Origin of the sequence: Capsulimonas corticalis, from assembly GCF_003574315.2 — a bacterium.
GTDB lineage: Bacteria > Armatimonadota > Armatimonadia > Armatimonadales > Capsulimonadaceae > Capsulimonas > Capsulimonas corticalis.
Window position 1 is genome coordinate 3953398 of the sequence record NZ_AP025739.1, and the last position, 26414, is coordinate 3979811.

Annotated in this window: 25 protein-coding genes and 1 tRNA gene; 17 read left to right on the forward strand and 9 right to left on the reverse strand. The window is 62.4% G+C overall.

The annotated features are described in order from the left end of the window. The 4 genes from D5261_RS16855 to D5261_RS16870 are packed head-to-tail and all read left to right on the forward strand — an operon-like array spanning position 1 to position 4160. A complete protein-coding gene (locus tag D5261_RS16855; protein ID WP_119322430.1) occupies positions 1-1140 on the forward strand; it encodes an STM4014 family protein in 1140 nt (379 codons plus the stop codon). Next, positions 1140-1949, forward strand: a complete 810-nt coding sequence (locus tag D5261_RS16860; RefSeq protein WP_119322429.1) for an STM4013/SEN3800 family hydrolase — start codon at positions 1140-1142, stop codon at positions 1947-1949. The genes D5261_RS16855 and D5261_RS16860 overlap by 1 nt, the downstream gene beginning before the upstream one ends. 7 nt (positions 1950-1956) lie before the next feature. Then, positions 1957-3279, forward strand: coding sequence for an STM4012 family radical SAM protein (locus D5261_RS16865; protein ID WP_119322480.1), 1323 nt, complete (start codon positions 1957-1959; stop codon positions 3277-3279). Beyond that, complete coding sequence (locus tag D5261_RS16870) at positions 3276-4160, forward strand: STM4011 family radical SAM protein (RefSeq protein WP_119322428.1); 885 nt, start codon at positions 3276-3278, stop codon at positions 4158-4160. Before D5261_RS16865 ends, D5261_RS16870 begins: the two co-directional genes overlap by 4 nt. Here the strand turns inward: D5261_RS16870 and D5261_RS16875 are convergent. Together D5261_RS16875 and D5261_RS16880 are read right to left on the reverse strand one after the other, a co-directional pair. Then, the gene (locus tag D5261_RS16875) at positions 4147-5250 is read right to left on the reverse strand and encodes a DUF6745 domain-containing protein (protein ID WP_119322427.1); all 1104 of its coding nucleotides are present in this window, start codon (positions 5248-5250) and stop codon (positions 4147-4149) included. The two genes, D5261_RS16870 and D5261_RS16875, sit on opposite strands and share 14 nt — an antisense overlap. Before the next feature lie 14 nt (positions 5251-5264). Then, on the reverse strand, positions 5265-5564 hold the full coding sequence (locus tag D5261_RS16880) for a DUF8820 family protein (protein ID WP_119322426.1): 300 nt from the start codon (positions 5562-5564) through the stop codon (positions 5265-5267). 189 nt (positions 5565-5753) lie between these two features. On the opposite strand from D5261_RS16880, the gene D5261_RS16885 reads away from it, so the two are divergent. Further along, positions 5754-6185, forward strand: a complete 432-nt coding sequence (locus D5261_RS16885; protein WP_119322425.1) for a carboxymuconolactone decarboxylase family protein — start codon at positions 5754-5756, stop codon at positions 6183-6185. Here D5261_RS16885 and D5261_RS16890 read toward each other — a convergent pair. From D5261_RS16890 to D5261_RS16900, 3 genes are all read right to left on the reverse strand, one after another. After that, a complete protein-coding gene (locus tag D5261_RS16890; protein WP_119322424.1) occupies positions 6182-6733 on the reverse strand; it encodes a cupin domain-containing protein in 552 nt (183 codons plus the stop codon). The genes D5261_RS16885 and D5261_RS16890 overlap by 4 nt on opposite strands. 90 nt (positions 6734-6823) lie before the next feature. Next, a complete protein-coding gene (locus D5261_RS16895) occupies positions 6824-9451 on the reverse strand; it encodes a beta-mannosidase (RefSeq protein WP_119322423.1) in 2628 nt (875 codons plus the stop codon). Between the two features lie 114 nt (positions 9452-9565). Continuing rightward, positions 9566-9643, reverse strand: a tRNA-Pro gene (locus tag D5261_RS16900). 194 nt (positions 9644-9837) lie between these two features. On the opposite strand from D5261_RS16900, the gene D5261_RS16905 reads away from it, so the two are divergent. The 5 genes from D5261_RS16905 (at position 9838) to groL (ending at position 14784) form a co-directional block, all read left to right on the forward strand. Next, a complete protein-coding gene (locus D5261_RS16905; RefSeq protein WP_165864331.1) occupies positions 9838-10464 on the forward strand; it encodes a histidine phosphatase family protein in 627 nt (208 codons plus the stop codon). Between the two features lie 58 nt (positions 10465-10522). Beyond that, positions 10523-11713: a hypothetical protein gene (locus tag D5261_RS16910; RefSeq protein WP_119322421.1), complete on the forward strand. Its 1191-nt coding sequence runs from the start codon at positions 10523-10525 to the stop codon at positions 11711-11713. Positions 11714-11738: 25 nt separating this feature from the next. Continuing rightward, a complete protein-coding gene (locus tag D5261_RS16915; protein ID WP_165864330.1) occupies positions 11739-12650 on the forward strand; it encodes an N-acetylglucosamine kinase in 912 nt (303 codons plus the stop codon). Positions 12651-12796: 146 nt separating this feature from the next. Next, positions 12797-13093 carry a co-chaperone GroES gene (gene groES / locus D5261_RS16920; protein WP_119322419.1) on the forward strand — a complete coding sequence of 99 codons (297 nt, stop codon included), beginning with the start codon at positions 12797-12799 and terminating at the stop codon, positions 13091-13093. A 68-nt stretch (positions 13094-13161) separates the two neighbouring features. Next, a complete protein-coding gene (gene groL / locus D5261_RS16925; protein WP_119322418.1) occupies positions 13162-14784 on the forward strand; it encodes a chaperonin GroEL in 1623 nt (540 codons plus the stop codon). A gap of 504 nt (positions 14785-15288) precedes the next feature. Here the strand turns inward: groL and D5261_RS16930 are convergent. Beyond that, the gene (locus D5261_RS16930; RefSeq protein ID WP_176587329.1) at positions 15289-16950 is read right to left on the reverse strand and encodes a hypothetical protein; all 1662 of its coding nucleotides are present in this window, start codon (positions 16948-16950) and stop codon (positions 15289-15291) included. A gap of 109 nt (positions 16951-17059) precedes the next feature. Here D5261_RS16930 and D5261_RS16935 point away from each other — a divergent pair, with 109 nt between their 5' ends. The 4 genes from D5261_RS16935 to D5261_RS16950 all read left to right on the forward strand — a co-directional run bounded on the left by D5261_RS16935 (position 17060) and on the right by D5261_RS16950 (position 19846). Beyond that, positions 17060-18127, forward strand: a complete 1068-nt coding sequence (locus tag D5261_RS16935) for a glucose-1-phosphate thymidylyltransferase (protein WP_119322417.1) — start codon at positions 17060-17062, stop codon at positions 18125-18127. Positions 18128-18212: 85 nt separating this feature from the next. Next, entirely contained in the window at positions 18213-18743 is a 531-nt protein-coding gene (locus D5261_RS33635) for an FKBP-type peptidyl-prolyl cis-trans isomerase (protein WP_435792403.1), read from the forward strand. Between the two features lie 10 nt (positions 18744-18753). Continuing rightward, positions 18754-19302 (forward strand): dTDP-4-dehydrorhamnose 3,5-epimerase family protein, encoded by a 549-nt coding sequence (locus tag D5261_RS16945; protein WP_119322415.1) that lies wholly within the window; start codon positions 18754-18756, stop codon positions 19300-19302. Between the two features lie 7 nt (positions 19303-19309). Further along, a complete protein-coding gene (locus D5261_RS16950) occupies positions 19310-19846 on the forward strand; it encodes an NUDIX domain-containing protein (protein WP_119322414.1) in 537 nt (178 codons plus the stop codon). 1 nt (position 19847) lies between these two features. On the opposite strand, the gene D5261_RS16955 is transcribed toward D5261_RS16950, so the two are convergent. The 3 genes from D5261_RS16955 to D5261_RS16965 are packed head-to-tail and all read right to left on the reverse strand — an operon-like array spanning position 19848 to position 22107. Beyond that, complete coding sequence (locus D5261_RS16955; protein ID WP_119322413.1) at positions 19848-20930, reverse strand: sigma-E factor regulatory protein RseB domain-containing protein; 1083 nt, start codon at positions 20928-20930, stop codon at positions 19848-19850. Next, positions 20931-21494 carry a zf-HC2 domain-containing protein gene (locus D5261_RS16960; protein ID WP_119322412.1) on the reverse strand — a complete coding sequence of 188 codons (564 nt, stop codon included), beginning with the start codon at positions 21492-21494 and terminating at the stop codon, positions 20931-20933. A 1-nt stretch (position 21495) separates the two neighbouring features. Next, a complete protein-coding gene (locus tag D5261_RS16965) occupies positions 21496-22107 on the reverse strand; it encodes a sigma-70 family RNA polymerase sigma factor (protein WP_165864329.1) in 612 nt (203 codons plus the stop codon). A 218-nt stretch (positions 22108-22325) separates the two neighbouring features. Here D5261_RS16965 and D5261_RS16970 point away from each other — a divergent pair, with 218 nt between their 5' ends. The 3 genes from D5261_RS16970 (at position 22326) to rpoD (ending at position 26292) form a co-directional block, all read left to right on the forward strand. Continuing rightward, entirely contained in the window at positions 22326-23207 is an 882-nt protein-coding gene (locus D5261_RS16970) for a hypothetical protein (protein ID WP_176587330.1), read from the forward strand. Positions 23208-23234: 27 nt separating this feature from the next. Then, on the forward strand, positions 23235-25040 hold the full coding sequence (gene dnaG, locus D5261_RS16975; RefSeq protein ID WP_119322410.1) for a DNA primase: 1806 nt from the start codon (positions 23235-23237) through the stop codon (positions 25038-25040). A 118-nt stretch (positions 25041-25158) separates the two neighbouring features. Beyond that, on the forward strand, positions 25159-26292 hold the full coding sequence (rpoD, locus tag D5261_RS16980) for an RNA polymerase sigma factor RpoD (RefSeq protein WP_119322409.1): 1134 nt from the start codon (positions 25159-25161) through the stop codon (positions 26290-26292). Positions 26293-26414 lie beyond the last annotated feature (122 nt).

Below are 26414 nucleotides of genomic sequence, written 5' to 3' on the forward strand. Positions count from 1 at the left end.
GTGTCCTCCTATGTGATCGTCGGCAACCCGGGCGGCAACCGCATCGCCTTCTTCCAGGAGGCGCTGGAGCGCCGGAGCCTGCCGCCGGCGCGCGTCGCCGCCTGGGCGGATATTATCGAAGGCCGTGCGCGGTTGCGGGACATCGTGCGCGCCGGCGACTGCGTTCGCATCGAATCGCCGGGCCGGGATTTCGAAGTCGAACGCCTGCTGCTCGCGGCGGGCGCTTCCGAGACGCCGTCCGGCGAAGGTCTGTCCCCCGAAGAAGCCCGGAGTCTGGCGTTTGAGCGTGGGCGCATCTGGTTTCCGCGCCAATGGTATTTGGGCTTTCAGTGCGTTCTGAGACAGATCGAACAGCAGCTCTCCGAGTGTCCCGCGCATCGATTGACGAACGGTCTCAGCGACATCGCCGTGATGTTCGACAAAGCGCAAACGCATGAACGCCTGCGCTCGGCGGGCGTCTCCGTTCCGGAGGCGTTCACGAACGTGCGGTCATTCGCGGATCTGACCGCACGATTGCAGCAAGCGGGATGGGGACGTGTTTTCGTCAAGCTCGCGCACGGCTCCAGCGCCTCCGGCGTGGCGGCTCTGCGCACCGACGGACGCCGAATGCAGGCGACGACCACCGTCGAGATCGTCCGCGCCGGCGATGAATTGCGACTTTACAACTCGCGACGTCTCAGAACCTACAACGATCCCAGGGAGATCGCCGAGTTGATCGACGCGCTCTGCCGCCATGGCGTCCATGTCGAGCGCTGGCTGCCGAAGGCGGCGTTCGGCGACGCCGGCTTCGATCTGCGCGTGGTGACCATCGGCGGCCGCGCCCGGCACACCGTCGTCCGCCAAAGCCACAGCCCGATGACCAACCTGCATCTGCTCAACACGCGCGGTGATTTGGAAGCGGTGAAAGAACGGATGGGGTCGTCTGCCTGGGACGCGGCCATAATGACCTGCGAACGCGCCGCCGCCTGCTTCCCGGCAAGCCTGCACGCCGGCGTGGACCTCTGCGTGACGCCTAGCTTCCGCCACCACGCCGTTCTGGAAGTCAACGCCTTCGGCGACCTGCTGCCGCGCGTCCTGCACGACGGCATGGATACCTACGAGGCGGAAATCCGCGCCTTTGCGAATAGGGAAGAGTTGTGATGATCGACGCAAAGGCGCTGGTTGGGACGCATGATATTTTATTGATCACGCTGGATACCCTGCGTTACGATGTCGCCTGCCGGGCTTTGGCCGAAGGGCAAACTCCGAACCTGGCGGCGCTGCTGCCGGGCGGACAGTGGGAGGAGCGCCATTCGCCGGGCAGCTTCACTTACGCCGCGCATCACGCGTTTTTCGCCGGTTTTCTGCCGACGCCCGTGACGCCCGGTCCACATGAGCGGCTGTTCGCCGCCGCGTTCGCCGGCAGCGAAACGACCGGGGAGCGGACCTGTGTTTTTGACACGCCGGACATCGTCAGCGGCTTGACGCGGCGCGGATACCAGACCCTTTGTATTGGCGGCGTCGGCTTCTTCAATCAGCAGACGCCGCTGGGAACGGTGCTGCCGGGGCTGTTCGCCGAAAGCCACTGGAGCACTCGGATGGGCGTCACCGATTTACGCTCGACCGAGCATCAAGTCCGTCTGGCCCGCGAACTGCTGGGGAAGCGCGCATCGGGCGAGCGCGTCTTTTTGTTTGTGAATATTTCCGCGCTGCACCAGCCCAATTGCGGCTACGCGCCCGGCGCGACGACGGATAGTCCGGAGACGCAGGCGGCGGCGCTGGCGTATGTGGATAGCCAATTGCCGCCGCTCTTTGCGGCCATGCATTCACGAGGACCGTCGCTGGTGGTGATCTGTTCGGATCACGGGACGGCCTACGGTGAGGATGGCTTTACCGGCCATCGCGTTGGCCTGCCCGTCGTCTGGACCGTTCCCTACGCCGAGTTCATATTGCCCGCAGATTCCAGGTAAGACCATGATCCCCACGCTCTCAGAAATGCTGTCGGACACGCCCTATGTCGGGTACGCCTACTCTTACCCGCACAAGATGGCGTATCGCTCGCTGGACCCGCCGATCCTCTTGCGCGATCTGTGGGCGGGCGAACGCCGAGACGCGCTCTTTCTCTATCTGCACATCCCCTTCTGCGAGATGCGCTGCGGCTTCTGCAACCTCTTCACAACCGCCAACCCGGCGGCGACGCTGGAGCGGCAGTATCTGGACGCCCTGCGCCGGCAGGCCCTGCGCGTGCGCGATGCGCTGGGCGACTTCCAAATCGCGCGCATGGCGATCGGCGGCGGGACGCCCACATATCTGGAGCCGGACGATCTCAATAGCCTGTTCGATCTGACCTCCGAACTCTTCGGAGTCCATGGCGGCGTTCCAACTTCCGTGGAGACATCGCCGCGCACCGCGACGCCCGAGCGTCTGCAAGTGTTGGCGGACCGAGGCGTGGACCGCGTCAGCATGGGCGTCCAGAGCTTCGTCCCCGCCGAGGCCGCCGCCGCCGGACGCGGGCAGGAGACGGAGCTTGTCACACGGGCGCTGGAAACGATCCGCGCCGCGCGCATTCCGACACTCAATATCGATTTGATCTATGGGCTGCCCGGCCAGACGGTACAGACGTGGCTGCATTCGCTGGAAGTCGCTCTGCGCTCTGCGCCCGAGGAGTTATATCTTTATCCGCTCTATGTACGCCCTCTGACGGGCCTGAGCCGCGTGGAGCGCGAGCGACAGGATGTGCGCCTCGCGTGCTACCGGGCGGGACGTGAGTTTCTTCTTTCGTCGGGATACATGCAAGTCTCCATGCGTATGTTCCGCGCCGCGCACGCGCCGGACGCATCAAACGTCGGCCCGGTCTACTGCTGCCAGGACGACGGCATGGTCGGCCTCGGCTGCGGCGCTCGCTCTTATACGCGCGAAGTCCACTATTCCCGTGAGTACGCCGTCGGCCGCACCAGCGTCAAAGGGGTTCTGCAAGACTACCTGGCGCGTCCCGATGCGGCGTTCGATATCGCCGACTACGGCGTGCGTCTGACGGGTGAAGAACAGCGCCGCCGATACGTCATCAGCACGATCTTGCAGTGTGAGGGCCTGGACGAAGCGGCGTACTTCGATCGCTTTGGGGCGCGGGTCTGGGAGGATCTGCCGCAGCTCGCCGAACTGGAGCCGCTGGGATTGGCGACGCGGGGGGACGGGAAGTTAGCGCTGACGGAGTTCGGTGTCGAGCGCTCAGACACCATCGGTCCTTGGCTTTACTCGGAAGCCGCGCGCCGGCAGTCGGAGGAGTTTGTGCTGCTATGACGCCGACCCTGCGCATTCTCTATCGTGGGCCATTGTCCAGCTGCAACTACGGCTGCGAATACTGCCCGTTCGCCAAGCATACGGAAATCGACGCCGAGCACGACGCCGACCGCCGCGCATTGGACCGTTTTGTCGCGTGGGTCGGGGAGCAGCGCGATCGACGGATCTCCGTGCTATTCACGCCGTGGGGCGAAGCGCTCGTCCGCAAACGATATCAGGACGCGATTGTGACTCTGACAAATATGGAGCACGTCGAGAAGATCGCGATCCAGACGAATCTCTCCTGTCGACTGGACTGGGTGGAGCGCTGCGATAAGAGCAAGCTGGGGCTCTGGGCGACCTACCATCCGGGGGAAGTGGCGCGGGAGAAGTTCCTGGCGCAGTGCCGCGACGCCGACCGGCGCGGGGTGCGCTTCAGCGTTGGGAGCGTGGGTCTCAAGGAGCATCAAGAGGATATTGCCGCGCTTCGTGACGCGCTACCCGAGCATATCTATCTCTGGGTAAACGCCTATAAGCGCCAAATGGATTACTACACACCGGATGAGATCGCGCGCTATACGCAAATCGATTCCTTGTTTCCGATCAATACCGAGCGCCATCCGAGCGAAGGCGAGCCGTGTCAGGCCGGGCAGACGGCCATTTCGGTGGACGGCGACGGCGTGATGCGCCGCTGTCACTTCGTCCGCGACCCCATCGGGAATATTTACGATTCGAATTTTGCCGACGCCTTGCAGCCGCGCCTTTGTAAAAACGAGACCTGCGGCTGCCACATCGGCTATGTCCATATGGACCGGCTCGGCCAGTACGAGCTTTACGGGGATGGGCTCCTCGAACGCATCCCCGTAAAGCCGGTCTGGCGCGCGTTGCCTATGTCTCCATGATCGGCCGGTAGTCGTCCGTGTTGTCGAACCCCGCGATCCACGCCGCCGCCTGGCGGCAGGTCCTGGTTCGCGGAGGAACCCGGATGATATATTGCCGACCCGTGGAAGGGCACAGCACGGAGATGCAGACCAGCGCTTCGTCGTTGATCATCGGGACGCGCAGCAGGCGGCGCTCACCGCCCGGATCCGTGTCCCGGTCCAGCTCGTCGGCATGGGCGTCCGACAGAAAACGCTCGTAGCCCATGCGCTCCAGCAGCACGCGCCGCAGCTCCGCGTTGGTTGTTCCCAGAACTTCCCGGGCGGTGATCGTTTCGGGATGAAAGGCGATACGCGCGTCGATCGGCACGCCGCGCCAGCGCAGGCGCGCTCCCGCGAGCTGCGCCGGAAGCTCGGTGATCTGCGTGTCGGCCAGATCGATCCAGGAGCTGACGCGCAGGGTCTGCGGCAGCGCCGTGAGACTCTCACAGCCGCGCAGGTCTAATTGGGCGAGCTGCGTCATCCAGGACGGCAGGTACGACAGCGCGCGGCAGCCTCGCGCGTTCAATCGCCCGACGCGCACCGTCGCTTGTTCCGGCCACCGGGCCAATCGAGTGCATCCGCTGATGTCCAGGAAATAAACTTCCAGACCTTCCGGAAGCGCGCGCAGACTGGCGCAGCCTTGCAGCGCCAGCGATCCGACCTTTAGTCCTTCCGGAAGGCTCTGAAGCTCCGCGCAGCCCGTCAGATCCAGTCGGTACTCTACCTGAAGATCGGACGGCAGCGTGGTGATCGATGTATCGCGCAATGTTAACTCATAACAATGCAGCCGGCGGGGCAGCGATGTCAGGCCGTGACAGCCCGTGCAGTCCAGCCGTGTGGCGCGCAGCCCCTCGGGCAGCGACGTCAGGTTGGCGCATCCGCTCAGGTCCAGGCTGTCCACCCGCAGATCTTCGGGCAATTGTGTCAGCGTGCGGTTCCCGGCGAACGAGAGATGTCCGTGCACCCGAAGGCCGCGCGGCGCGCGCCCGGCCAGGATCATGGATTCGATCTGCGCGCGGTCGAACGCCTGCGCGATCGATGGTGTGAGAATTCGATCCAAGGTGGTTGTCATGGCGTCGTTCCTCTTTAATCGACAATCCGGCGGATGGCCTGCGGGGTATACTCGCGCTGATACCAGAACCGATAATCGCCGCGCGGCAGGGTGATCGGCTTGTGCTCCTCATGCACGACCCGCGCTTCGGGGGCCAGCACGCGGACGAAATAGCGGCCGTCGCGCTCATAAATCTCCGCCGTTCCGGGCTCTTCGATCCGGTGGCTATGCCCGGTCATCTCGCCATGCGCCAGCGTCGTTCCCGGCTTCGTCTCCGCCCCGGCGGGAATTTCGTCCACCGCCGCGATCATAATATCGCCATGTCGCCACATCATTTGGTTACGCCTCCTGAACTCATTAGACCAAGTCTTGCCGGCAAGTGTTTTGCCTGGACCTATTGTCTCATATTCGCTCATGAGCCGCAAGAAGAACGCGTTTTCGGCGGCTGACGAACTTCCAAATTTCTCACCAAGTGAGAGTAAATTTCGAAAATCCTAAAAACTGTAATGATGGAGAATTGAACGATGAGTGATGAGCGATACGAGCGCGGCGCGGAGATCGTCGCGCGTGTCTATAAGGATTTCGGCGATCAGTTTCTCGCGGAAGTCGCGGCCACCTCACCCGACCTGACGCGCTATGTCCGGGAGTTCGCGTTCGGCGATATCTACTCCCGTCCCGGCCTAGATCCGCGCCAGCGTGAGATGGTGATCATCGCATCGCTGGCGACGATTGGCTACGCGGCCCACGAACTCAAGGCTCACATCCATGGCGCCTTGAACAATGGCGTGACGCGCGAGGAAGTGATTGAGGTCTTGATCCAGGTCACCCCGTACGCCGGGTTCCCGGCGTCCATCAACGGCATACACGCGGCGAAGGAAGTGTTTGCGGAGTGGGATGCGCGGGGGAAGGAAGACCTCCCCCCGCCAAACGAACATGCGGATTCAACGACGAACTAAGCCGGCGGGAGCAGTTCCGTTCGATACTGCGGCGCGAGCGCTTCGGCTTTTGCCCGAAACGCCGCCTGCTGGGCTTCGTCGAGTTTGGGAGGCGCTGCTGTCCGCGTGGCGACGGGAACGCCGACCTCCAGAAAGAACTGTTCCTGTCCGGCGGGCGAACAGATGCAAAGCATGCGCGCCGGCTGATCGGAAACATTATGGAACTGATGCGGGGCGTTGGCGGGGATATGGATCGTCTCGCCTGCCTTTATGGTCGACTTGGCGCCTCGGAAGGTGGCTTCGACCTCGCCCTCATGGAGAATGAATGTTTCCTCGAAGTCGTGGCGATGGGGCGGGGGGCCGCCGCCGGGTGGAATGTGCATGTCGATCAGGCAGTACCGGCCGGCAGTATCCTCACCGGTCAAAAGAATCGTATATGTGTCGCCCACAAGGCCAATGTGGCGCAGCCCTGCATCGGTATCCGGCCGCGCTACTATCAGAGTTCTTTGCAAGTCGTCGGCAGGGATTGGCGGAAAGGTCTGAGGCGATGTCGTGGAATTGTCGTTCATTCAGACTGCTCCTTGGGTTATCGAAAGACGAAGATCGCCGCGATCGAAGCTGCGGCGATCTAGTGATACCCAAGAATGGAGAGGCCGTCGCTACATCGCATAGCCATACAATGTGCGCACCGTCAGCCGCTCGGCCAAACTCTCCACGCTGTCAATCGTGTCGGACTCCTCCACATGAACGATCTTGCTTTCGCCCGCCGGAATGTGGAAGAAGTTATCCGAGAGCGTCGGGATTGCGTCTTCGGTGTCCACCATATCGATCTGCACCCAGACGCTGGCCGCGAAGCGCCGCGTCGTCAGGGCGATCAGGAAGCCCGATTCCTCGTGCTCCAGCAGTTCGACGCCGAGTTCCGGATCGTCCAGTTCTAGCTCTTTTGGCTCGGCGAGGAAAAGGAAATTCTCGGCGGCGTTTGCATGGACCGTGGGCGTGAACGTGGCGTGGAGATACGTTTCCGCCTCGCGGCCGATGGCGGCGTCCAGCGGGAAGCGGGCGATCAGAGACGCGGAATTCTCACCGATGGACACGGAATCGGATTGATGGGCGAGTGTCTCCCCATCGAAAGTCTTGAGCGCGATTTCCAGCGCTCCCCGATCGGCGCTGAGCGTGTCATTGACCAGATGGACTTCGGCGGCGTTCTCTTTACGGACGAGCGAGAGAAGCATCGGCGCATAGAAGCGGGCGCTGGCGTAGTGGGCGGCGCGCGGCTCCAGCTCGGAGTCGATCACGGCCCAGGAATGCGTGGGCCAGCAGTCATTGATCTGCCAGAACAGCGTGCCCCAGCAGCGGCCCTTGAGGCGGCGGTAATGCTCGATCCCGAACTTGAGCGCGTCCGCCTGGTTGAGCTGGGTGTAGTAGACAAGGTCGTCCAGAGACTTCATGTCGGGATAGTGCAGCTTCACCAGATTGAGATAAGTGTCGTATCCCTTGCGCGTCTTGTCGTGCCAGCGCATGGCGAGCGAGTCGGGAGCGAGATCGTTATCCGTCAGGCAGGTGTTCCAGGCGCGCAGGCCGGCGGCGGCCGCGAAGCCGAATTCCGAGGCGAAGCGGGCGTTGTCAGCCGCGTAGTTGGTCCAGTCGCCGACGCCGTGCCAGACGTCCCAGTTGTGCTTGTCCCCGAAATCGCTGCTGTTGGGATCGCCGCCGCCGTAAGGGGACGACGGCCAGTACGGCGTTTGCGGATCTTCAGCGGCGACGGCGTCAGGCAGGACGTCATGATAGAGATGCTCGCCGAGCAGCCGCGACGGTCGCACCGGCGCCCACTTGCCGATGTGCATCACATGGTTCTCGTTGTTGCCGCACCAGAGGGCCAGCGAGGCGTGGTTTCGGATACGCCGGATCGCCGCGACGGCTTCCACGCGCGCCGCTTCGGCGTACTCATGCAGATCGGGATAGTAGGCGCAGGCGTACCCAAAATCCTGCCAGACGAGCAGGCCGTGCCGGTCGCAAAGCTCGTAGAAGTGTTCGGACTCATAAAGGCCGCCGCCCCAGACGCGCAGCATATTATAACCGGCGTCGCAGGCCATGCCGACGAGGTTGAACACGCGCGCGTCGCCCCCGTCGTCCTCGCCGTCCAGATAACCCGGCTCGTTCACGAGGCGCGCGGGGAACGAATCGGCGGGGATCCAGTTCGCGCCCTTGATAAAGATGTCCTCGCCATTGACGCGGAATTGGAAGCCCTCGCCCTTGCCGTCGGCGTCCGGCTCACGAATGAGCTCGATCGTGCGCAGTCCAATATTCGCGGATTTCGCATCGATCTCTTCCGTCTCGCTATGCAGCGCGATTTCAACAGCGTACAGCGCCGGATGGATCGACTCGCCTTCGGGGTTATGACGATTGGGCCACCACAGTTCCGGCTCGTCGATGACGACGCGCGCCGTCACCGCAACCCGGCCGGCGCCGGCGGGAACGTCCACGGTCACGGTGTCCGGCAGCGGCGCATCGAACTCTTCCTCGTCGCTGCCGACGCGTGGGAGATCAATCGTCAGAGTCAGCGGCGTCTGGCTCGCCTCGGGCGCGGGGTCGACGAACACCGTGAAATCGACCATCGCCTGATCGTCCGTGAATGTGACGTCGTGCTTCCATTCCAGCAGCCGCGCGACGGGGACACTCACCAGGCCCGCCGGACGCCAGAGGCCGCAGGAAGCCAGCGTCGGTCCCCAATCCCAGCCGTACATATACTGCGCCTTGCGGACAAACGAGCGCGGGCTCCAGAGCTGCCAATCCCGTTTGGTCTTTTCCTCGCCATGCTGCGCAGTCCATGCCTCCTGACGCTCGCGCCCCACGCGCATCGCCGACGCAAACGTCACCCGCAGCGTATTTTCGCCCGGCGTTAAAACATGCCCCACTTCAAACTCATGGGGGATGAACATATTGTCTGAATGCCCGACCACCGTCTCATTGAGCGCGATCTCCGCAATCGTATCCAGCCCCTCAAAGCGCAGCAGCGTGCGCGCCGCGACTGGTTCGGCGACTGTGAACGTCGTCTCATAGACCCAGTCCGTTTCATCCACCCACTGCGCGCCGCGCTCAGCGAAGTTTTTGAACGGATCGGCGATAACGCCGGCGGCCATCAGGTCCAGATGAACATGGCCCGGGACCAGCGCCGGCAGCCACGGCAGCGCGGTCGTCGGCGGATCATCCTCGCCGCGCACATCGCGCACGCGCCAGCCATCGTGAAGAACTTGCACCGTCGTCTGCTGCGAAGAAGGCGTACTCATAAATTTGGAAATCCTGTGAAAATTGGGTTTGGGAGGTCACGCAGACAAAAGGCGGAGAGTGAAACTCTCCGCCTGCCGCCTTACCGCGTCTCGAAAAAAAAACGCCGGAACACATGGTCGGGATGACAGGATTCGAACCTGCGACCCCCGGGCCCCCAGCTCGGTGCGCTAACCAAACTGCGCTACATCCCGAAAAAGTGTTGGAGATATTATAGCTCAGGGAAACCGGGAAAGTCAACCCATGCGAGGGGGCGTTCGGAAATTAGAAGCGATTAAGAGAGCGTCCTATTATTGTACCGCTAAACGCACTCTTCGAAAATCAATCGACGTGGTCCCAATCGGCTATACTAAATTAAAGCCGTATCGGCGGCAAAGGGAGCGAGAGTTTGACACGTCTTTTGATTGTCCGTCATGGCGAAACGGAGTGGAATACCGAAGGCCGCATTCAAGGCCACACGAATAGCAAGCTGAGCGCGCTGGGCGTGAAGCAGGCGCAGGCGCTCACGAAGCGGCTGGGACCATGGAAGCTGGACGCCGTTTACAGCAGCGATTTGACGCGGGCGATGGACACAATCGCGGCGGCGGCGAAGGGGCACAAGCTCTCGGCGCAGCCGCGCGAGGCGCTGCGGGAGAAGGGGTTTGGCGAGTGGGAAGGACAGACCGTCACCGAGGTTTCCGCACGCTATCCCGATCTCTGGAAGCGATATCACGGCGAACGGGAATTGGACACGCCGATCCCCGGCGGCGAGTCGTGGACACAGGTCAAGACGCGTGTCTTAACCGTCTTGCAAGAGATTTTGGACACAAATCCCCCAGATGCGACCATTGTGATCGTCGGACACGGCGCGGCGCTTCGGCCCATTTTGCTCGACGCGATGCAGGCGCCGCTGACGTGTCTGCCGCGCATCAGTCTGGACAACGCGAGCCTGTCGATCGTGGAGTACAAGCCGCCGCACGGCGGGCGGCTGCAATTGCTGAATGACACGAGCCATTTGGAGGACGTCAAGGCGTGAGGAGGCTTGTCCAGAGCAGCGATTGACTACACTGGCGGGAGGCGCCAAGGGAACGACCATGAACGCAAATCAAGAAGAATTTGTGGCGAGTTTTCGTGCGTTCGACTCCGCCCGCATGGGCGAAGCGGTTTGCGTGATGCTGAACCAAATCTTCGGGGAGCCACTCGGCCAAACATTGACGCGTGAGATGCATAAGGAATCTGCTGCGTTTTTGGCTGGTTTTATGAAGGATCACAGCCAATCGTATTGTTTTCCCGTCAAAGACCTTTGGCCGGGGCTTCGATATCAAACTTCGTACGATGAGCGAGGCGCGGATCCGCAGGTCTATTTGAAGCTGTTCCTCGCCGACGAGACTCCGGCGAAACATCATGCGCTGTGGAGCGAACACGGATATACGAGCGATCCGATCGCGATTGGGCGGACAGAATTGCATCCGCCGCTCCCGTTTCGATGGGAAGGCGGTGATTGGCAGGCGATCGGGACATGGGAGAAATCCGCCGCCCGCAGCGGCGGCGTCACGTCGGAGCACGATGCCTATCGTTACGCTCTTGCTCAAAGCAGGGGCGCCGACTCTGAGTGGATCCGACGCTACGCTGAGGGCGAATGTGAAGCTGTATGGACGGAAATCGTAGCGATGGGGGCCGAAATCCGCACGTCGGATAAGCTTGGCGACGCGGTCGCCGTCGCCAGGGAGACCATGCGGCGCGCTCGCGAGAATATTCTTCTGCTGGACCAGGAGCTTCCCAAGATCGGGTACAAATTCCAAAAGCGCGTGCGCGTTAAGCCGCCGTCCGACTCCGTTCTCACGCAGATCGCCAAGGTCGAGCGCAAAATCGGCGCGCTCCCGCTGTCGATTTGCGCCTGGTACGAAATTGTCGGAAGCGTCGACTTCACGGGCGATTTTCTTCCCCCGAACGAGTGGGCCTGCGGTATCGGAGTGGACCCACTAGTAATCTTCCCATCAAGCGCCGCATTCAACGTCCCGCTCCGGCACAATATCAACGTCATCAACGTAGCGCCGGACGAAAATACCAAAAATGGAGAGCCGCGCGAAGGCGGTTACTACATGGACATTCCCAACGCGGCCGCTGACGGCCCGCTGGCGGAAGAATGGCATGAGACGAACTTCGTGGATTACCTTCGCATGTGCTTTCGCAACGCCGGCCTGCCGACCATGAACCCTGACCGCTTGGAGCCGACGCAAAAGGCCGAGTTCGACAAGCTTATGGCCAAATTGCTGCCGATTTAGATTTGCATTGGGAGGACATCACCAAGTGAATAAACTCGTCTTGGGCATCGACGGCGGCGGCACGAAAGTCCTCGCGCGTATCGCCGACGAAACCGGCGCGACGCTCGGTGAAGGCGCGTCCGGCGCGTGCAGCATTTCGGCGATGCCGGTGGCGGAGGCGTTTGCGTCGGCGCGCGCGGCGTGTGAGGCGGCGCTGGCGGGACGGTCTGCGAGTGAGGTGACGGCGGTTTGCGCGTGCGTTGCGGGGTTTTCCGTGGTGGAGAACCGTTATGCGTTTCAAGCGCTGCTGGCCGAATGGTTTTCCCATGCCCATGTGATAGTGGAGGGAGACTTTGTCGCCGCATTCACGGGGGCGACGGCCGGCGCGCCGGGGATCATCGTCATTGCCGGTACCGGGCAAGTGGCGTATGGCGAAAATGGCGCGGCCAGTCATAAGGCGGGCGGCTATGGATATTTGATCGACGATTCCGGCAGCGGCTATGGGGTGGGGCGCGCGGCGCTCGCCGCCGTGCTGAAGGCTGCGGACGGTCTGGGGGAGCGGACGATCCTGACCGAGCGCATTCAAGACGTCGTGGGGCTCGGAGCGCCGGAGATCATTGCGGCGGTCTATGGCGGGGCGCTGGACCGGGTCAGGATCGCGTCGCTCTCTAAGGTCGTCGCGGATGCGGCGAACGACGATGGGGACCATGTCAGCCAGCGTATCTTGATGCAGGCGGGCGGGGCGCTGGCGCAGATCGCCGAAGCGGTTTCACGTAAGATCTTTACGGCGGACGATCCGCCGTTTCCGATCGTCCCGATCGGCAGCCTGTGGCGGGCGGGCGATTATCTGAAAAATGTCTTTGTCCGATCTGCACACCGTTTTGCTCCGCAGGCGACGATTATCGAGCCCCTGGAGCCTCCCGTTCAGGGCGCGGTGCTGCGCGCCCTGCGACTTTAGTGTTTCACACTCAAGAAAAATGTGAAAATCCCTCTTGACAAACTTCCGCGCCCGTGAGTAAACTGTATACGGTTTTGGCACTCGGATGTGCTGAGTGCTAATGCACGGTTTAAAACTCGAAACTCACCCAGGAGGTCGCAACGATTATGGCAGTCAATTTCCGACCGCTTTCCGACAAAGTGTTGGTGAAGCCCAGCGACGCTGAGACGCAGACGGCGGGGGGCATCTTTATCCCGGATTCCGCCAAGCAGAAGCCCCAGGAAGGCGAAGTCATCGCCGTCGGCCCCGGCCGCGTTCTTGATGACGGCAGCCGCTCGACCCTGACCGTTCAGGTCGGCGACAAGGTTATCTACTCCAAGTACGGCGGCACGGAGCTCAAGCTCGACGGCGCCGAGTACGTGATCTTGGACGAGGATCAGATCTACGCCGTCCACGCCGCTTAAACCCGCGAACTTTCCCGCCGCCTTCCCAGGCGGCGACACACGATCGATGAAAATCGAAAGGATACACCATGGCCGCAAAAACACTGCTTTTTAATGAGGAAGCCCGCCGAGCGCTGGAGCGCGGCGCGAACGCCGTCGCGAACGCCGTCAAGGTGACCCTCGGACCGAAGGGACGCAACGTCGTCATCGACAAGAAGTGGGGCAGCCCCACGATCACCAAGGACGGCGTCACTGTCGCCAAGGAGATCGAGCTTGACGATCCGTATGAGAACCTCGGCGCGCAGCTCGTGAAGGAAGTCGCCTCCAAGACCAATGACGTCGCGGGCGACGGCACCACCACCGCCACCGTTCTGGCTCAGGCCATCGTCAACGAAGGCCTGCGCTACGTCGCGGCCGGCGGCAACCCGATCGCGCTTCGCCGCGGCATCGAACTGGCGGTTGAGAAGGCGGTCGAGGAACTCGGCAAGCGCAAGATCGAAGTCACCGACAAGGCCGGCATCGCGCAGGTCGCCTCCATCTCCGGCAACGACACCGAGATCGGCAACCTGATCGCCGACGCTCTGGACAAAGTCGGCAAGGACGGCGTCATCACCGTCGAAGAGAGCAAGGGCACCGAGACCACGCTGGACGTCGTCGAAGGCCTTCAGTTCGACAAGGGTTACATCTCCCCCTACTTCGTCACCGATCCCGAGCGCCAGGAAGCGTCCCTGGACAACCCGCTGATCCTGATCTTCGAAAAGAAGATCTCCAGCGCCCAGGACCTCGTTCCGCTGCTGGAGAAGGTCTCCCAGTCCCGCCGCCCGCTGCTGATCATCGCGGAAGACGTCGATGGCGAGGCCCTGGCGACCCTGGTCGTCAACAAGCTGCGCGGCATCCTGAATGTCGTCGCGGTCAAGGCTCCCGGCTTCGGCGACCGCCGCAAGGCTCAGCTGGAGGACATCGCTGTCCTGACCGCCGGCCGCTTCATCACGGAAGACCTCGGCGTCAAGCTGACCGGCGTGACCCTGGAAGACCTGGGCTCCGCGAAGAAGGTCACGATCTCCAAGGACGAGACCATCCTGGTCGAAGGCGGCGGCGCGGCCGATGCGGTCAAGGGCCGTGTCGAGCAGCTGCGACGCCAGATCGATAACACGGACTCCTCCTACGACAAGGAAAAGCTGCAGGAACGGCTCGCGAAGCTGTCCGGCGGCGTGGCCGTCATTTCCGTCGGCGCCGCGACTGAGACTGAGCTCAAAGAGAAGAAGCATCGCTTCGAAGACGCTCTCTCCGCCACCCGCGCGGCGGTGGAAGAAGGCATCGTTCCCGGCGGCGGCGCGACCCTGGTCTCGCTGATCCCGGCTCTGGTGGGCATCGGCGAAACCGACGACGAGAAGGTCGGCGCCTCCATCGTGCGCCGCGCTCTCGAAGAGCCCCTCCGCCAGATCGCCGCAAACGCCGGCCTCGAAGGCTCCGTTGTGGTCGAGAAGGTCAAGAACCTGCCCCAGGGCCATGGCCTGAACGCCCTGACCGAGGAGTACGTCGACCTGATCGCCGCCGGCATCGTCGACCCCGCAAAGGTCACCCGCTCCGCGCTGCAAAACGCGGCCTCCATCGCGTCCATGATCCTCTCGACCAACTCGCTGGTCGTGGAGAAGAAGGACAAGAAGGGCGGCTCAAGCAACGGCGGCGGCCACGACGACGACGATTACTAGTCCCTAGCAAAAACGCCTCCTCTCTCCCAAACGGGAGAGAGGAGGCGTTTTTTTATGTGTTCCGACCTTTCGAAGCTATTGCCTTCGATTAATTCCCTGGCGCTTCGTGCGCTCCCTGCGGCGCAAACCCACCCCGGCGCTTCGCGCCACCCCTCCCGCGACGGGAAGGGTTATTTCAGAGTATGTTATCGCAAACGACTATCGTAAGAGGCAATCCTACAAACCCTTCCCGTCGCGGGAGGGGTGGCGCGAAGCGCCGGGGTGGGTTTGCCTGGGAGGGGCGGCCGGAGGCCGGGGGTAGGTAGGACCTGGGGCGCACGAAGCGCCGGGGTGGGTTTGCGCCGCAGGAAGCGGTCGAAAGCCGAGGTTTGCACCGAAATCCCCGAAGCGCCATGGTGGTTTGCCAGGGTGGGGCAGTCGAAGGCCAAGGTAGGTCACACGGGCAGCCAAGGCGTCGGGGGCGGCGGGTCAGCCTATAGACGCCGCCCCAACCCAACGGGCAAACTACCGACCCTTCGGGTGCGCCTGCTCCCATCGGATCGCCCAGATGGAGCGATGTCGTACGCGTGGTCTCCAAACGGGGCGCTTCGCCGCATAGCGCTTGACTGCTGGCTTGGCAGCTGGTTTGACAGCCGCCGCGATCGGCTTGGGAGCCGGCGGGGCAGGCTTTGGCGGCGCGGGGGCGGCGATGGGATGCGGGGCCGGCGCGGTGTGAGTCGCGGCGGGGGCGGGCGTCGCTGGTTTTGGCGCGGGGGCGGCGTGGGCGGCCGCTTCGCGCTGCTTGGCGAGCGCCTGCTGTTTGCGGTCCCAGGCGATGGCCCAGGGGGATCGCTTGATCAAGTGTCCGTTTTTCCAGATATAGGTGCGGACCGAATTATTGTCGCCCTCGGTGTCGGAGATGCGGGGGGCGCCGGGCTGCGCGATGACCGCGCCGGGCGGAACCTTGACCACATGGTGCGGAACGGACCCTGGTTTGACCGGAGACGGCGTCGGAGGCGCAGTGACGACTTGCGGCGCCGGCTTGGGCGTGGCCGGTGTCGTGGGGGCTGCGACGACCGGTTTGGGCGCGACGGGCGTAATGGCGGCGGTGGGCGCGGGGTGGGACGCGGGCGCCGAAACGACAGTCGCCGGCTGCGGGGGCGGAGCTGCGTGCGGCGCCGCCGGCTTCGCTGCGGGACGTGTAGCGACTGGAGCGAGGACGGTGACTGGGAGCCTGGGCGTGAGGCGCGCGTGCGGCCAGTCCATGGCGACCCGTACGCCGACCAGGCTGACGACGGCGAGCGTCGCCAGCACGTAACGCAGAGTCGGGTTTGCGAATTCCCCGGCGAGCACGGGAATCAGGCGCGCCATGCCGCCGGCGACGAGCAGGGCGAAGATCGGCGCCAGCGGTGGCCATGACTGGCCCGGCTGGAGAAAATAGAAGAGGGATTCCGCGGCGGCGTACAGAACTGTCCACACAATGAACGGCAGCCAGCGCTGTCGCCGCAGCGGTTCGCCGAGCTCCGCGAGGAACGGCCAGAGGAACCAGGCGAGGACGGCGTTGCCGCCCAGGATCGCCTGACCGAGCAAAATGGGCGTGATGCCGATTCGGAGCGCGGGCGGCGCATAGCGCAGACTGTAGGCGACCAGGGCGCCCAGCGCCGTCGTGATCAGAAACAGCCCAATGGGTCGCCAGCGCAGGCGGGAATCGTCGCTGGGGGGCATGCAGAGCAGAGCCGCGCCCAGTAATAGGCCGTCGGGACGGATGACGGATGCGATGGCCGCCAGAAGCGCGGCGCCGATGAGCTGTCCGCCCGCCATGGCGGCGAAGGCTGCGGTGCACAGAAGCGTGAAGACGGCCGTCTCAGGATGGCCGATCAGGCTGCCGGTGTAGGTCAGACTGAGCGCGAGGAGCGCGCCGGCGATGACGCCGGTCGTGCGGTCGCGAACGCGCCAGCCGATAAAGTACAGGCCGGCGACGGTCGCGGCGGCGGCGAACGCGCCGATGTCGCCGATCGCGTCAACGCCGAAGCGGATCACGGTAGCCGCCAGGCTCAGGATTGCGAGAGTGGTCAGCCAAAGGGTATCGACCGGACGGAATTTCGGACGCGGCGCTCTTTGGGCGAACGCGCGGCGTGAAAAGCCGCGCGCTTGCAGAGGAGAACCAGGGTGGCTGTTTTGTGTCATAATGGGTCGTTCGGATAAAACGGGTCGCTTGAGCGTGTGAGGCAATGCGGGAAATGCGCAAGCGCTTCAAAAAATATAACACAGGCGTCGGCGGAGTGTCAACAAATTTATGAAAGCGCTTATCCTCAGCGGAGGCCGCGGAACTCGATTGCGGCCGATTACGCACACCAGCGCCAAGCAGCTCGTGCCGGTTGCAAATAAGCCGATTCTCTTCTACGCCATCGAAGCGATCAAGAACGCGGGCATCACGGATATCGGCATTATCGTCGGCGATACGCACGCTGAGATAAGAAAAGCCTGCGGAGACGGCGCGCAGTGGGGCGTGAAAATCACGTATATTCCCCAGGACGCCCCGCTGGGCCTTGCGCACGCCGTCAAGATCTCCGAAGAGTTCATGGCCGGCGAGTCGTTCGTCATGTACCTGGGCGACAATCTTGTCAAAGACGGCATCACGACTCTGGTGGACGAGTTCCGGGGTCAGGGGTATAATGCCCAAATCTTACTGGCGCATGTCAAGAACCCGACGGACTTCGGGGTCGCCGAGCTGGATGGCGGTCGTGTCGTTCATCTGGTCGAAAAGCCGAAGGAGCCGAAGACGGACCTGGCGCTCGTGGGCGTCTATATGTTCGACGCCAGCATCTTCAAGGCGGTCAACAGTATCCAGCCGTCGGCGCGCGGCGAACTGGAGATCACCGACGCGATCCAGTATTTGATCGACAACGGTTATAAAGTCCATTCGCATGTCATCGCCTCCTGGTGGAAGGACACTGGAAAGCTGGAAGACATGCTGGAGGCTAATCGAATTGTGCTCGACGGGCTGGAAGCGCTGTGCGAAGGCGATGTCGACGACGATTCCAGTCTGCTCGGCAAAGTCCATGTGGCGAAGGGCGCCCGCATCGTCAACTCCGTCGTGCGCGGCCCGGCGATCATCGGCGAAAACACGCTGGTCGAGAACGCCTATATCGGCCCGTTCACCAGCGTCTATTATGGATGCACGATCAAGAACTGCGAAATCGAGCATTCTATCGTACTGGAAAGAAGCGAGATCGTCGATCTTGGAACGCGTGTCGAAGACAGCCTGATCGGCAAAAACGTGAAGGTCGGCAGCACCACGCGCAAGCCGAAGGCCTATCGGTTTATGCTCGGGGATAACTCCGAGGTCAGTGTTATTCAGTAAGTGTTTGGGCAAACCCACTCCCTTGCAAACCCACCCCCGCGCTTCGCGCGACCCCTCCCGTCGCCGGGAAGGGTAATTTCAGAGCGTGGTATCGCAGACGGCTTTCGTCAGAGGCAATCTTACTTACCCTTCCCGGCGACGGGAGGGGTCGCGCGAAGCGCGGGGGTGGGTTTGCAAGGGAGTGGGTTTGCCCCCAGACATCAAGAAAAGTCGCACCACTGTTATGTCAGCAAGCGCTCCGGCGCATTCAGGAAGGAAATATCGATCGATGGCGGATCCAATCACCACAGCCTCCGGGCTGCAATATGAAGACATTAAGGTCGGCGAGGGCGAGAGTCCGCAGACCGGACAGACGGTCACGGTGCATTACACCGGCACGCTGACCGACGGCTCCAAGTTCGACTCGTCGCGCGATCGCGGTACGCCGTTCAACTTCAAACTTGGCGTCGGCCAGGTCATCAAAGGATGGGATGAGGGCGTTGCGACCATGAAGATGGGCGGACAGCGGATTCTCACCGTTCCCGGCGATCTGGGCTATGGTCCGCGCGGATATCCCGGCGTCATTCCGCCCAACGCCACGCTGGTGTTCGACGTCGAGCTGATCAGCTTCAAGTAAGGGCGTCGTCATGACCTTGTCTCTGGAAGACCTTGGTCCCGAGTTCCGGGACAAGGTCACGACTCAGCAATACGATCCCGCGCCTCGGATCGATGGGGTGCGCCTCATCGATCTGCGCCTGATGTCGGACGACGGCGGCTCCTTTGCCGAACTCATCCGTTTGGACGAAGAAGGCAACCTCGAAGGCGTTCCCGGATTTAAGGTCCGGCAGTCGTCCTACTCCTTGATGCTTCCCGGAGTCATCAAAGCGTTTCATCTGCATTACAATCAGGAAGACGTGTGGTTTGTGCCGCCGACCGATCGAATTGTGGTCGGATTACTGGACGCGCGCAAGGATTCGCCCTCTTACGATGTTCGGATGCGGCTGATGATGGGCGGCGGAAAGGCGCAGCTGCTCTACATTCCACGCGGCGTCGCGCACGGGGGCGCCAATCTCACGACGCAGCCCGCCGTGATCTTTTATTACGTCAACCAGCACTTTTCCCTCAGCGATCCCGACGAGCGCCGCTTGCCGTGGGACGCCGCCGGCAAGGACTTCTGGGAAATGACGCGAGGTTAGAAGCGCCATGTCCTTTCCCACCGTCTACTGGCCCGCCTGGGACGCCGACGCGACGTTCTTCCCCGGCTCCGAGCTTCCCTCCGCCAGCGAAAGCCGTCTCTACGCCGTTCTTTCCTTTGTCTTTTACGGCGATAAGATCGTGCTGGCCGACATCGCCGACCGTGGTTACTGCATTCCTTCAGGAAAGATCGAGGCGGGGGAAACGATCGCCGACGCGGCGGAGCGCGAGGCTTTCGAAGAGACCGGCGTCCGTCTGCGCAACCGTCGTCTGAGCTTAATCGGCTGCTACCTTCTGATCCCGCGCACCGGGGCAAAGAAGGGAGAGGCGCGTTACTGTCCGGTCTTCGTGGCCGAGGCGGTTGGCTTCGAGCCGATCCCCGAGGGCTCGGAATCGAACGGCGTTTTCCTCGCCGCGATCGAAGACGTCGCCGAACTCTACTTCTTCTGGGACGACCTCATGGCCGCCGTGTTCGCCTACGCCGGTGAGCAATACCAGATACTCATCCCCGGCGGAACACCGCTTTCGTCGCTGATGGCGGAATAGCTCACTGCACGGAGCTAATGATCTGCTCCAGGTCCGCCGGCGCCAGGTTTCCCACAAGCACTAATTTTCTGCCGGCCAGGGTGCGCGTCACCGCGCCGAGGCGCTGGCCGCCGAATTTGGGGCCGGCGTCGCCGCTGTCGTCGAGCGTTTGGAAGAGGGAGATCACGCTGATGCCGTTGTTGTAGCGCAGCACGATCATCTTTTTCCCTCGGAAGCTGCTGACGGAGGCCGATTGGAGCCGGAAGCCTGTCGGCAGGTATGCCGGCTGGCGCGCTCGGAATCCGGCTTTGGCCTCGGCTTCGCCGACGGTGCGGAACGGTTTGTCGTCGTCCAGCTGCTTGATCCGGGGATTGCGTCCCTCGCCCGGCGAATTGAACGCGTCCGGCGCGATCGCCGGATTGAAGGAGATCGACGTGAAGACCGACGAAGATCGGCGCTGCGAATCGGCGTCGTACTGCTCGATCTTGAGCTGGGCTCCCGTCGCAACATCGACCCACAATCGCCGCCATGGTCCCGGCTGGCCGTTGGCCGTTCGTACGTCGATGATCGTGCAGGGCCGGCCGGCGATTGTGTCCTGGCCTGTGATTACGACGGTCAGTGAGCCGCGCTGCGCCTGGGCGATCACGGAGTGGATCTTCTTACGGAGACGCTGCACGCGCGATTCTCCGACTTCCAGCGTGTTATTCTTGGGGCGATAGTGCCAGTAGTACTTCCCGTTGTCGACGATGCTTTCGCCGGCCAGGCGATCCGGGCGCGTATAGTCGATCCGCAGGGCCTGCGCGCCGCTGCGCAGAACGTGCTGCTCGGAGGACATATCCAGGCCGTCCCGCGAAACCGTGGTGACCTGGGTGCCTTCAAAGACCAGCGATGTTTCGGCTTGCAGCAGACGCTGGAGCACGGCGATCGGCCCATTGTCGGCGGCGGCGCGCGGCGCGCGGTGCGCGAAGCGTTTGGCGCTGGCCGGCGGCGCATGAGGAGGCTCGCTCGCCTTTGCGAATACCGGCGCGGACAGAGTCATTGCGCCGATCATTATGAAGGCCATCTGGGAGGCTCGCCCGATCCGGGAAACGTTCTTCGCGATCATTTAGAGATTCGATTCTTCGGCGAGGCTGACGGCGCCGGGCGAGGCTGACGGCGCTTTGTCCAGCTGCTGTGTCAATGGCTGCGCCGACCAGTCGTCGAGCGGCTGGGCGGAGGATTCCGAGCGATGCTGCTCGATGCACTGGGCGAGCATGGCGTTCTCATCGATGACCGTGTGCGTCGCGGAGATCGGCTTGGCGGGGTGGGGCGCGAAGAACGCGGCTCCCCCCAGCGCGGCCGCCGCGCCGCACAGAGCGAGGCCCGGCTTCAGCGCCTGTGAGGGCGTCGCAAAGATGCTTTCCATGGCGCGCCGCCACGCCGGCTTGGCCGCCGCCGCGCGCTGAGCTTCCGCCAATCGGGCCGCAAGGCGGGCGTCAAAGTCCGGCGTCGTCTGCTTGCTCGGCAGCGAAGCGACGCCTCGGGCGATCAGCCGCATGTCCCGGGCGAATGCCTGGCAAGCGGCGCAATCCGAAAGATGGCTCTCGACCCGCTCGCGCAGCTTGGGGGAGAGACGCCCGTCCGAATGCTCTAAGATCATCGGCCGCAAATTTTCGCACTGGTTGCTCATGTTATTCCTGGTTCAAATAGTCGGACAGCCGCTTGCGCAGCTGAAGCCTGGCGTTGAACAGACGCGATTTCACCGTGCCGACCGGGATCTCCAGCACACGCGCGATTTCCTCGTAAGAAAGTTCTTCCAAATCGTAAAGCAGCACGACGGCGCGCAGCTTATCCGGCAGATGCGTGAGCGCCAAATCGATCTGCGCCGACATCTCGCTGTTGGCGAGCAGGCGCTGCGGCTCGTAAGTCGCGTCGGGTACTTCTCGCTCCAGCCCCGCCTTGTCTCCAGAGTCGTCGGTGTCGTCTAAAGAGTAAGCGATCGCCTGATGCTTTTTGCGCCGCCGAAACTGGTCGATGCACAGATTGCTCGCAATTCGAAAGACCCAGGTATTCAAACTGGACTGCTGACGAAAGGTTCCGAGTGACTGATACATCCGGATAAACACCTCCTGGGTGATATCCTCCGCGTCGTCGTCATTGCCCATCATTCGGCAGACGTAATTATAGATCTTGGTCTTGTAGCGCGCGACCACCTCGGCGAACGCCGCCTCGTCTCGGCGGCGGCAACGTTCGATCAGCGCGGCGTCCGCATACCCCGCGTGCATTACCTGAGCTACTGCCATGGCGTTCCGTCTGTCCATCCGGTGATTAATCTGCCTTTTGAGACGTGGCTTTGCGCGGGATGTTCAAAAAAAATCTGGCGCGGAGAAGAGGGGATTTTTGAAACCAAGCAGGAATCCGGCGCCATATGTGTAGAATTATACCGTATAATCATTAGACCCAGCGGCGGATGCCCGGCCCTCCAGGGCGACTGCGCCTCCGCAGAGATTTAGAAGACAAAATGAACCGCACGATTTACGGAGGACAAACCATGACCACGGACAGCGGACGGCGAAACACAGCCACCCGGCGTACGACTTTTCGCGCAGCAGCGACACTGATTGCGACCGCCGCCATTGGCGGGGCGATCGCCACAAACGCCATGGCGGCGGCCGAGCATACTCTGGCCGGCATCCGGGTCTTTAGCTCGTCGAGCGCCGTCCTGAAAAAGTTCGGCAGTCCGGATGAAGTCCGTGTCGGACAGTTCACGACCGGCGCTCCCGGTCTCGCCATTCCTGGCGGCACGGGCGCGGCGGGCGGCCCGGGCGCTCCTGGCGGCGGCGGCGGTTATCCGGGAGCGAGCGGCGGTGGTTACCCCGGCGCGAGCGGCGGCGGCTATCCGGGCGCCCCGAGCGGCGGCGGTGGTTATCCTGGCGCGAGCGGCGGCGGCTATCCGGGCGCTCCAAGCGGCGGCGACGATTCTCCCGGCGCTCTTCCTGGTCTGAGCGGCGGCCCTGGCGGCGCTCCCGGTGAGTTTGGCGGCGCGCCCGGCGGCGGCGGTTATCCCGGCGCGGGCGGCAGCCAGAGCGGCATGGCCATCGCGCAGAAGAGCAGCGTCACGTGGATCTACGATCGGCCCGACGGCGGATCGCTGGAGTTCACGATGTCCTCCGACGGCCGCGTGGTGCAGATCCACGCCTCCGGCTTCAAAGGCGCTGTCCGCACCGACAAGGGCGTGGCGCTGGGCATGAAGCTGAGCCAGGTCAACGATAAGTACGGCTACCCGGAATCGCAGTTCATTACCGGGAAGATCCTGACCGAAAACTACACGGAGCGGTCGCACGCCGCCTTCCAGTTCTACAATGGACGCCTGGTCGGCATCATCGTCGCGGCCGTGGAATAAGCAAGATCGGCGGCGGGCGGGAGATTTATGGCCGATCGAAGTGAGATTGACGATATTCGGGCGCGAACCGATATCGTTTCGGTCGTCGAACAATATGTGACTTTGAAACGGGCGGGCAGGAACCTGAAAGGTCTCTGCCCGTTCCATAACGAAAAGTCGCCGTCGTTTCAGGTCAACTCGGATCTTGGCATTTGGAAATGCTTTGGCCAATGCAACGAGGGCGGCGACGTCATTAAGTTCGTCCAGAAAATTGAGAACCTCTCCTTCCAAGAAGCGCTGGAGCGTTTGGCGCTCGCCGCCGGAGTCACCCTTTCACGCGGACAAAACCAGTATCATCACTCTGCTGAGCCGAACGAGCGTGACCGAATATATAAGGTAAACGCTCTTGCGACTCGGTACTATCAAGATATGCTCAAGCGCTCGCCAGTGGCGCAGGAGTATCTGCAAAAGCGCGGGATCGCCCACGCCGCGCAGGAAGCGTTCCTGATCGGTTTCGCGCCGGACGCCTGGGATGGTCTTGTCACACATCTGGCGCAGCAGCGCGTGCCGTCGGCGGACGCGGAGCTGGCGGGCCTCGTTTCAAAATCGGACCGAGGCGGGTATTTTGATAAACTACGAGGCCGGCTGATTTTTCCGATTTTGGACGTTCAGGAGCGGCCAGTCGCCTTCGGGGGACGCCTGATCGAGGAGGCCAAACCCGGACAGCCCAAATACTGGAACTCGCCGGAAACGCCGGCGTTCGTCAAGAGCCGCACGCTCTACGGCCTTTGGCGGGCGCGTAAGGCGATCGCGGAGCGCGGGCAGGCCGTGATCGTCGAAGGCTATACCGATGTCGTGGCGGCGCATCAGGCGGGCTTTGAGAACGTGGTGGCCACGCTCGGGACGTCGCTGACGGAAGAGCATGTAAAAGTTTTGGCGCGTCTGGCGCAATCCGTGGTATTATCCTTTGATGCGGACTCCGCGGGACTGCAAGCGGCGTTCCGCGCCGCGAAGATCTTCGAAGCTCAGGAAGTCGAAGTCAAAGTTTTGGATCTTCCCGTGGGGGAGGACCCGGACAGCCTGCTGAGAGCCGGCCGGCGTCAGACGTTTTTGGAGGCCGTGGAAAAGGCCGTCCCGATGGTGGAGTATCGCATCCGCCAGCTCGTGCGTCAAATGCCGCATGACACGGACAACGATCGGATCGCGCTCTTCCGAAAGGCGCTGCCGGTCCTGGCGAGCGTCACCAGCGTGATCGAGCGTGAGCCTTACATTCGTATTCTCGCGCCGTACCATCCGCAGTATTCATACGGCGCCGCTTATGCGGAAGATCAGATCCGCGAGGATGTGAAGGCGTATCAAAGCGGACACGCCGGTTCCGACGGCGCCGTGCAGCATGCGCCGCCGTCCGGAGAGATGGACGCTCATCGGCGACCGACCGAGCCCGCGAAGCTCGACGCAACCGGCGTTGCGGAGCACGAATTGCTGCGCGCCCTGGTTTCCGGCGACCCGGAACTTTCGCTGTACGTTTATGGTTCCATACGTCCAGAGGCGTTCTTCAGCGTGGATGCGCGGGCAATCGCCGACCGTCTTTACACCCAGTACGTCCGGACCGGCGCGTTCAACGCCGCCGTTCTTGTGAGTGAGCTGGAGGACGCCGGCCAGCAGAATGTTTTGACCGCGCTGCTGATGGACGAGAAGGCGCCCTTAAATCTGAAGGCGCTTGAAGACAGCGTCGGCCATCTGAAAAATAAAGTCGACAATATCGAACGCGAAAAGCTTCGCGAGCGTATTGATAGTGGGAACGCGACGAGAGAAGAGATGAGGAGCTTCACACTTCTTTTTGGGAAGAAGTGAAGTCACTCAACTTTTCGCACGGCAGGCTGAAGGGGACCGAAATCGCCTTGGACGCCTAGGAACAGGGGAAGAACAGGTGCCGACAAAGGAACTTTGCGATGTGGCAACCGAGTCTGTAATGAGCAACGATTCGAAAATCTCCGGCAGCGATAATATCCAGCGGCTGCTCAGTCAGGGCCGCCAAAACGGCGCCGTGACGTACGATGAGATCAGCGACGTCATGGGAAACCAGACGGAAGTTGGCGTCGATCAGCTTGAAGACGTACTGCAGTTTCTCTCGGACGAGGGCGTGCAGGTCGTCAACAAAGCCAAGGAATACGCCTCCGCCGTCGGCGCCGAAGATGTTCGGCTGCGTGACGATTCCGCCTCCTCGCTCGCCGACGCCGATGTCGCCGAAGAAGAGCTCTCAGCGATGGAGGGGATGCCGCTCGACGACTCCGTCCGGATGTGGCTGCGGGAAATCGGCCGCACTCACCTGCTGTCGCTCGAAGAAGAGATCCGCCTGGCCAAGCGCATTGAGCGCGGCGACAACGAAGCCAAGGAAATTCTGACACAAGCGAACTTGCGTCTAGTTGTGTCAATTGCAAAACGATACACGCTTCGCGGCATGTCCTTCCCCGATCTCATCCAAGAAGGCAACATCGGCCTGATCCGCGCCGTCGAGAAATTCGACTACCGCAAGGGCTATAAATTCAGCACCTACGCCACCTGGTGGATCCGTCAGGCGATCACGCGCGCCATTGCCGACCAGGGCCGCACGATCCGTATCCCCGTCCACATGGTGGAGACGATCAACCGCCTCGTGAAGACAAGCGGCCAGCTTCTGCAAGAACTCGGTCGTGAGCCGACCTTGGAAGAGCTGGGCAAGGAGCTTGAGCTCCCGATTGAACGCGTCTCCGAGATCATTCGTATCGCCCCCGAGCCGCTGTCCCTCGAAACGCCGATCGGCGAAGAGGAAGACAGCCACCTCTCGGATTTCCTTCAGGACAACGACTCGACCTCACCCACGGAATCGGCGACCTTTGTTGTCCTCCGCGAGAAGATCGAAGAAGCCCTGGACCAGTTGACCACCCGGGAGCGCGACGTCCTCAAAATGCGTTTCGGCCTGGACGACGGCTACCCGCACACATTGGAGGAAGTGGGCAAACACTTCCAGGTGACCCGCGAGCGTATCCGCCAGATTGAAGCGAAGGCGCTCAAAAAACTGCGCCACCCGAACCGCTGCCGCCGGCTGCGTGATTATATTGAATAGAGTGAAATGAGCAAGCGCCTTCGTCGAGAGACGGAGGCGCTTTTTTCGTGACCTATCCCGGCCCCATCCCCTCAACTCGCTTTGGCTCGTTTGTCCCCTTTCCCGGCTTCGGCCTGGGTCCT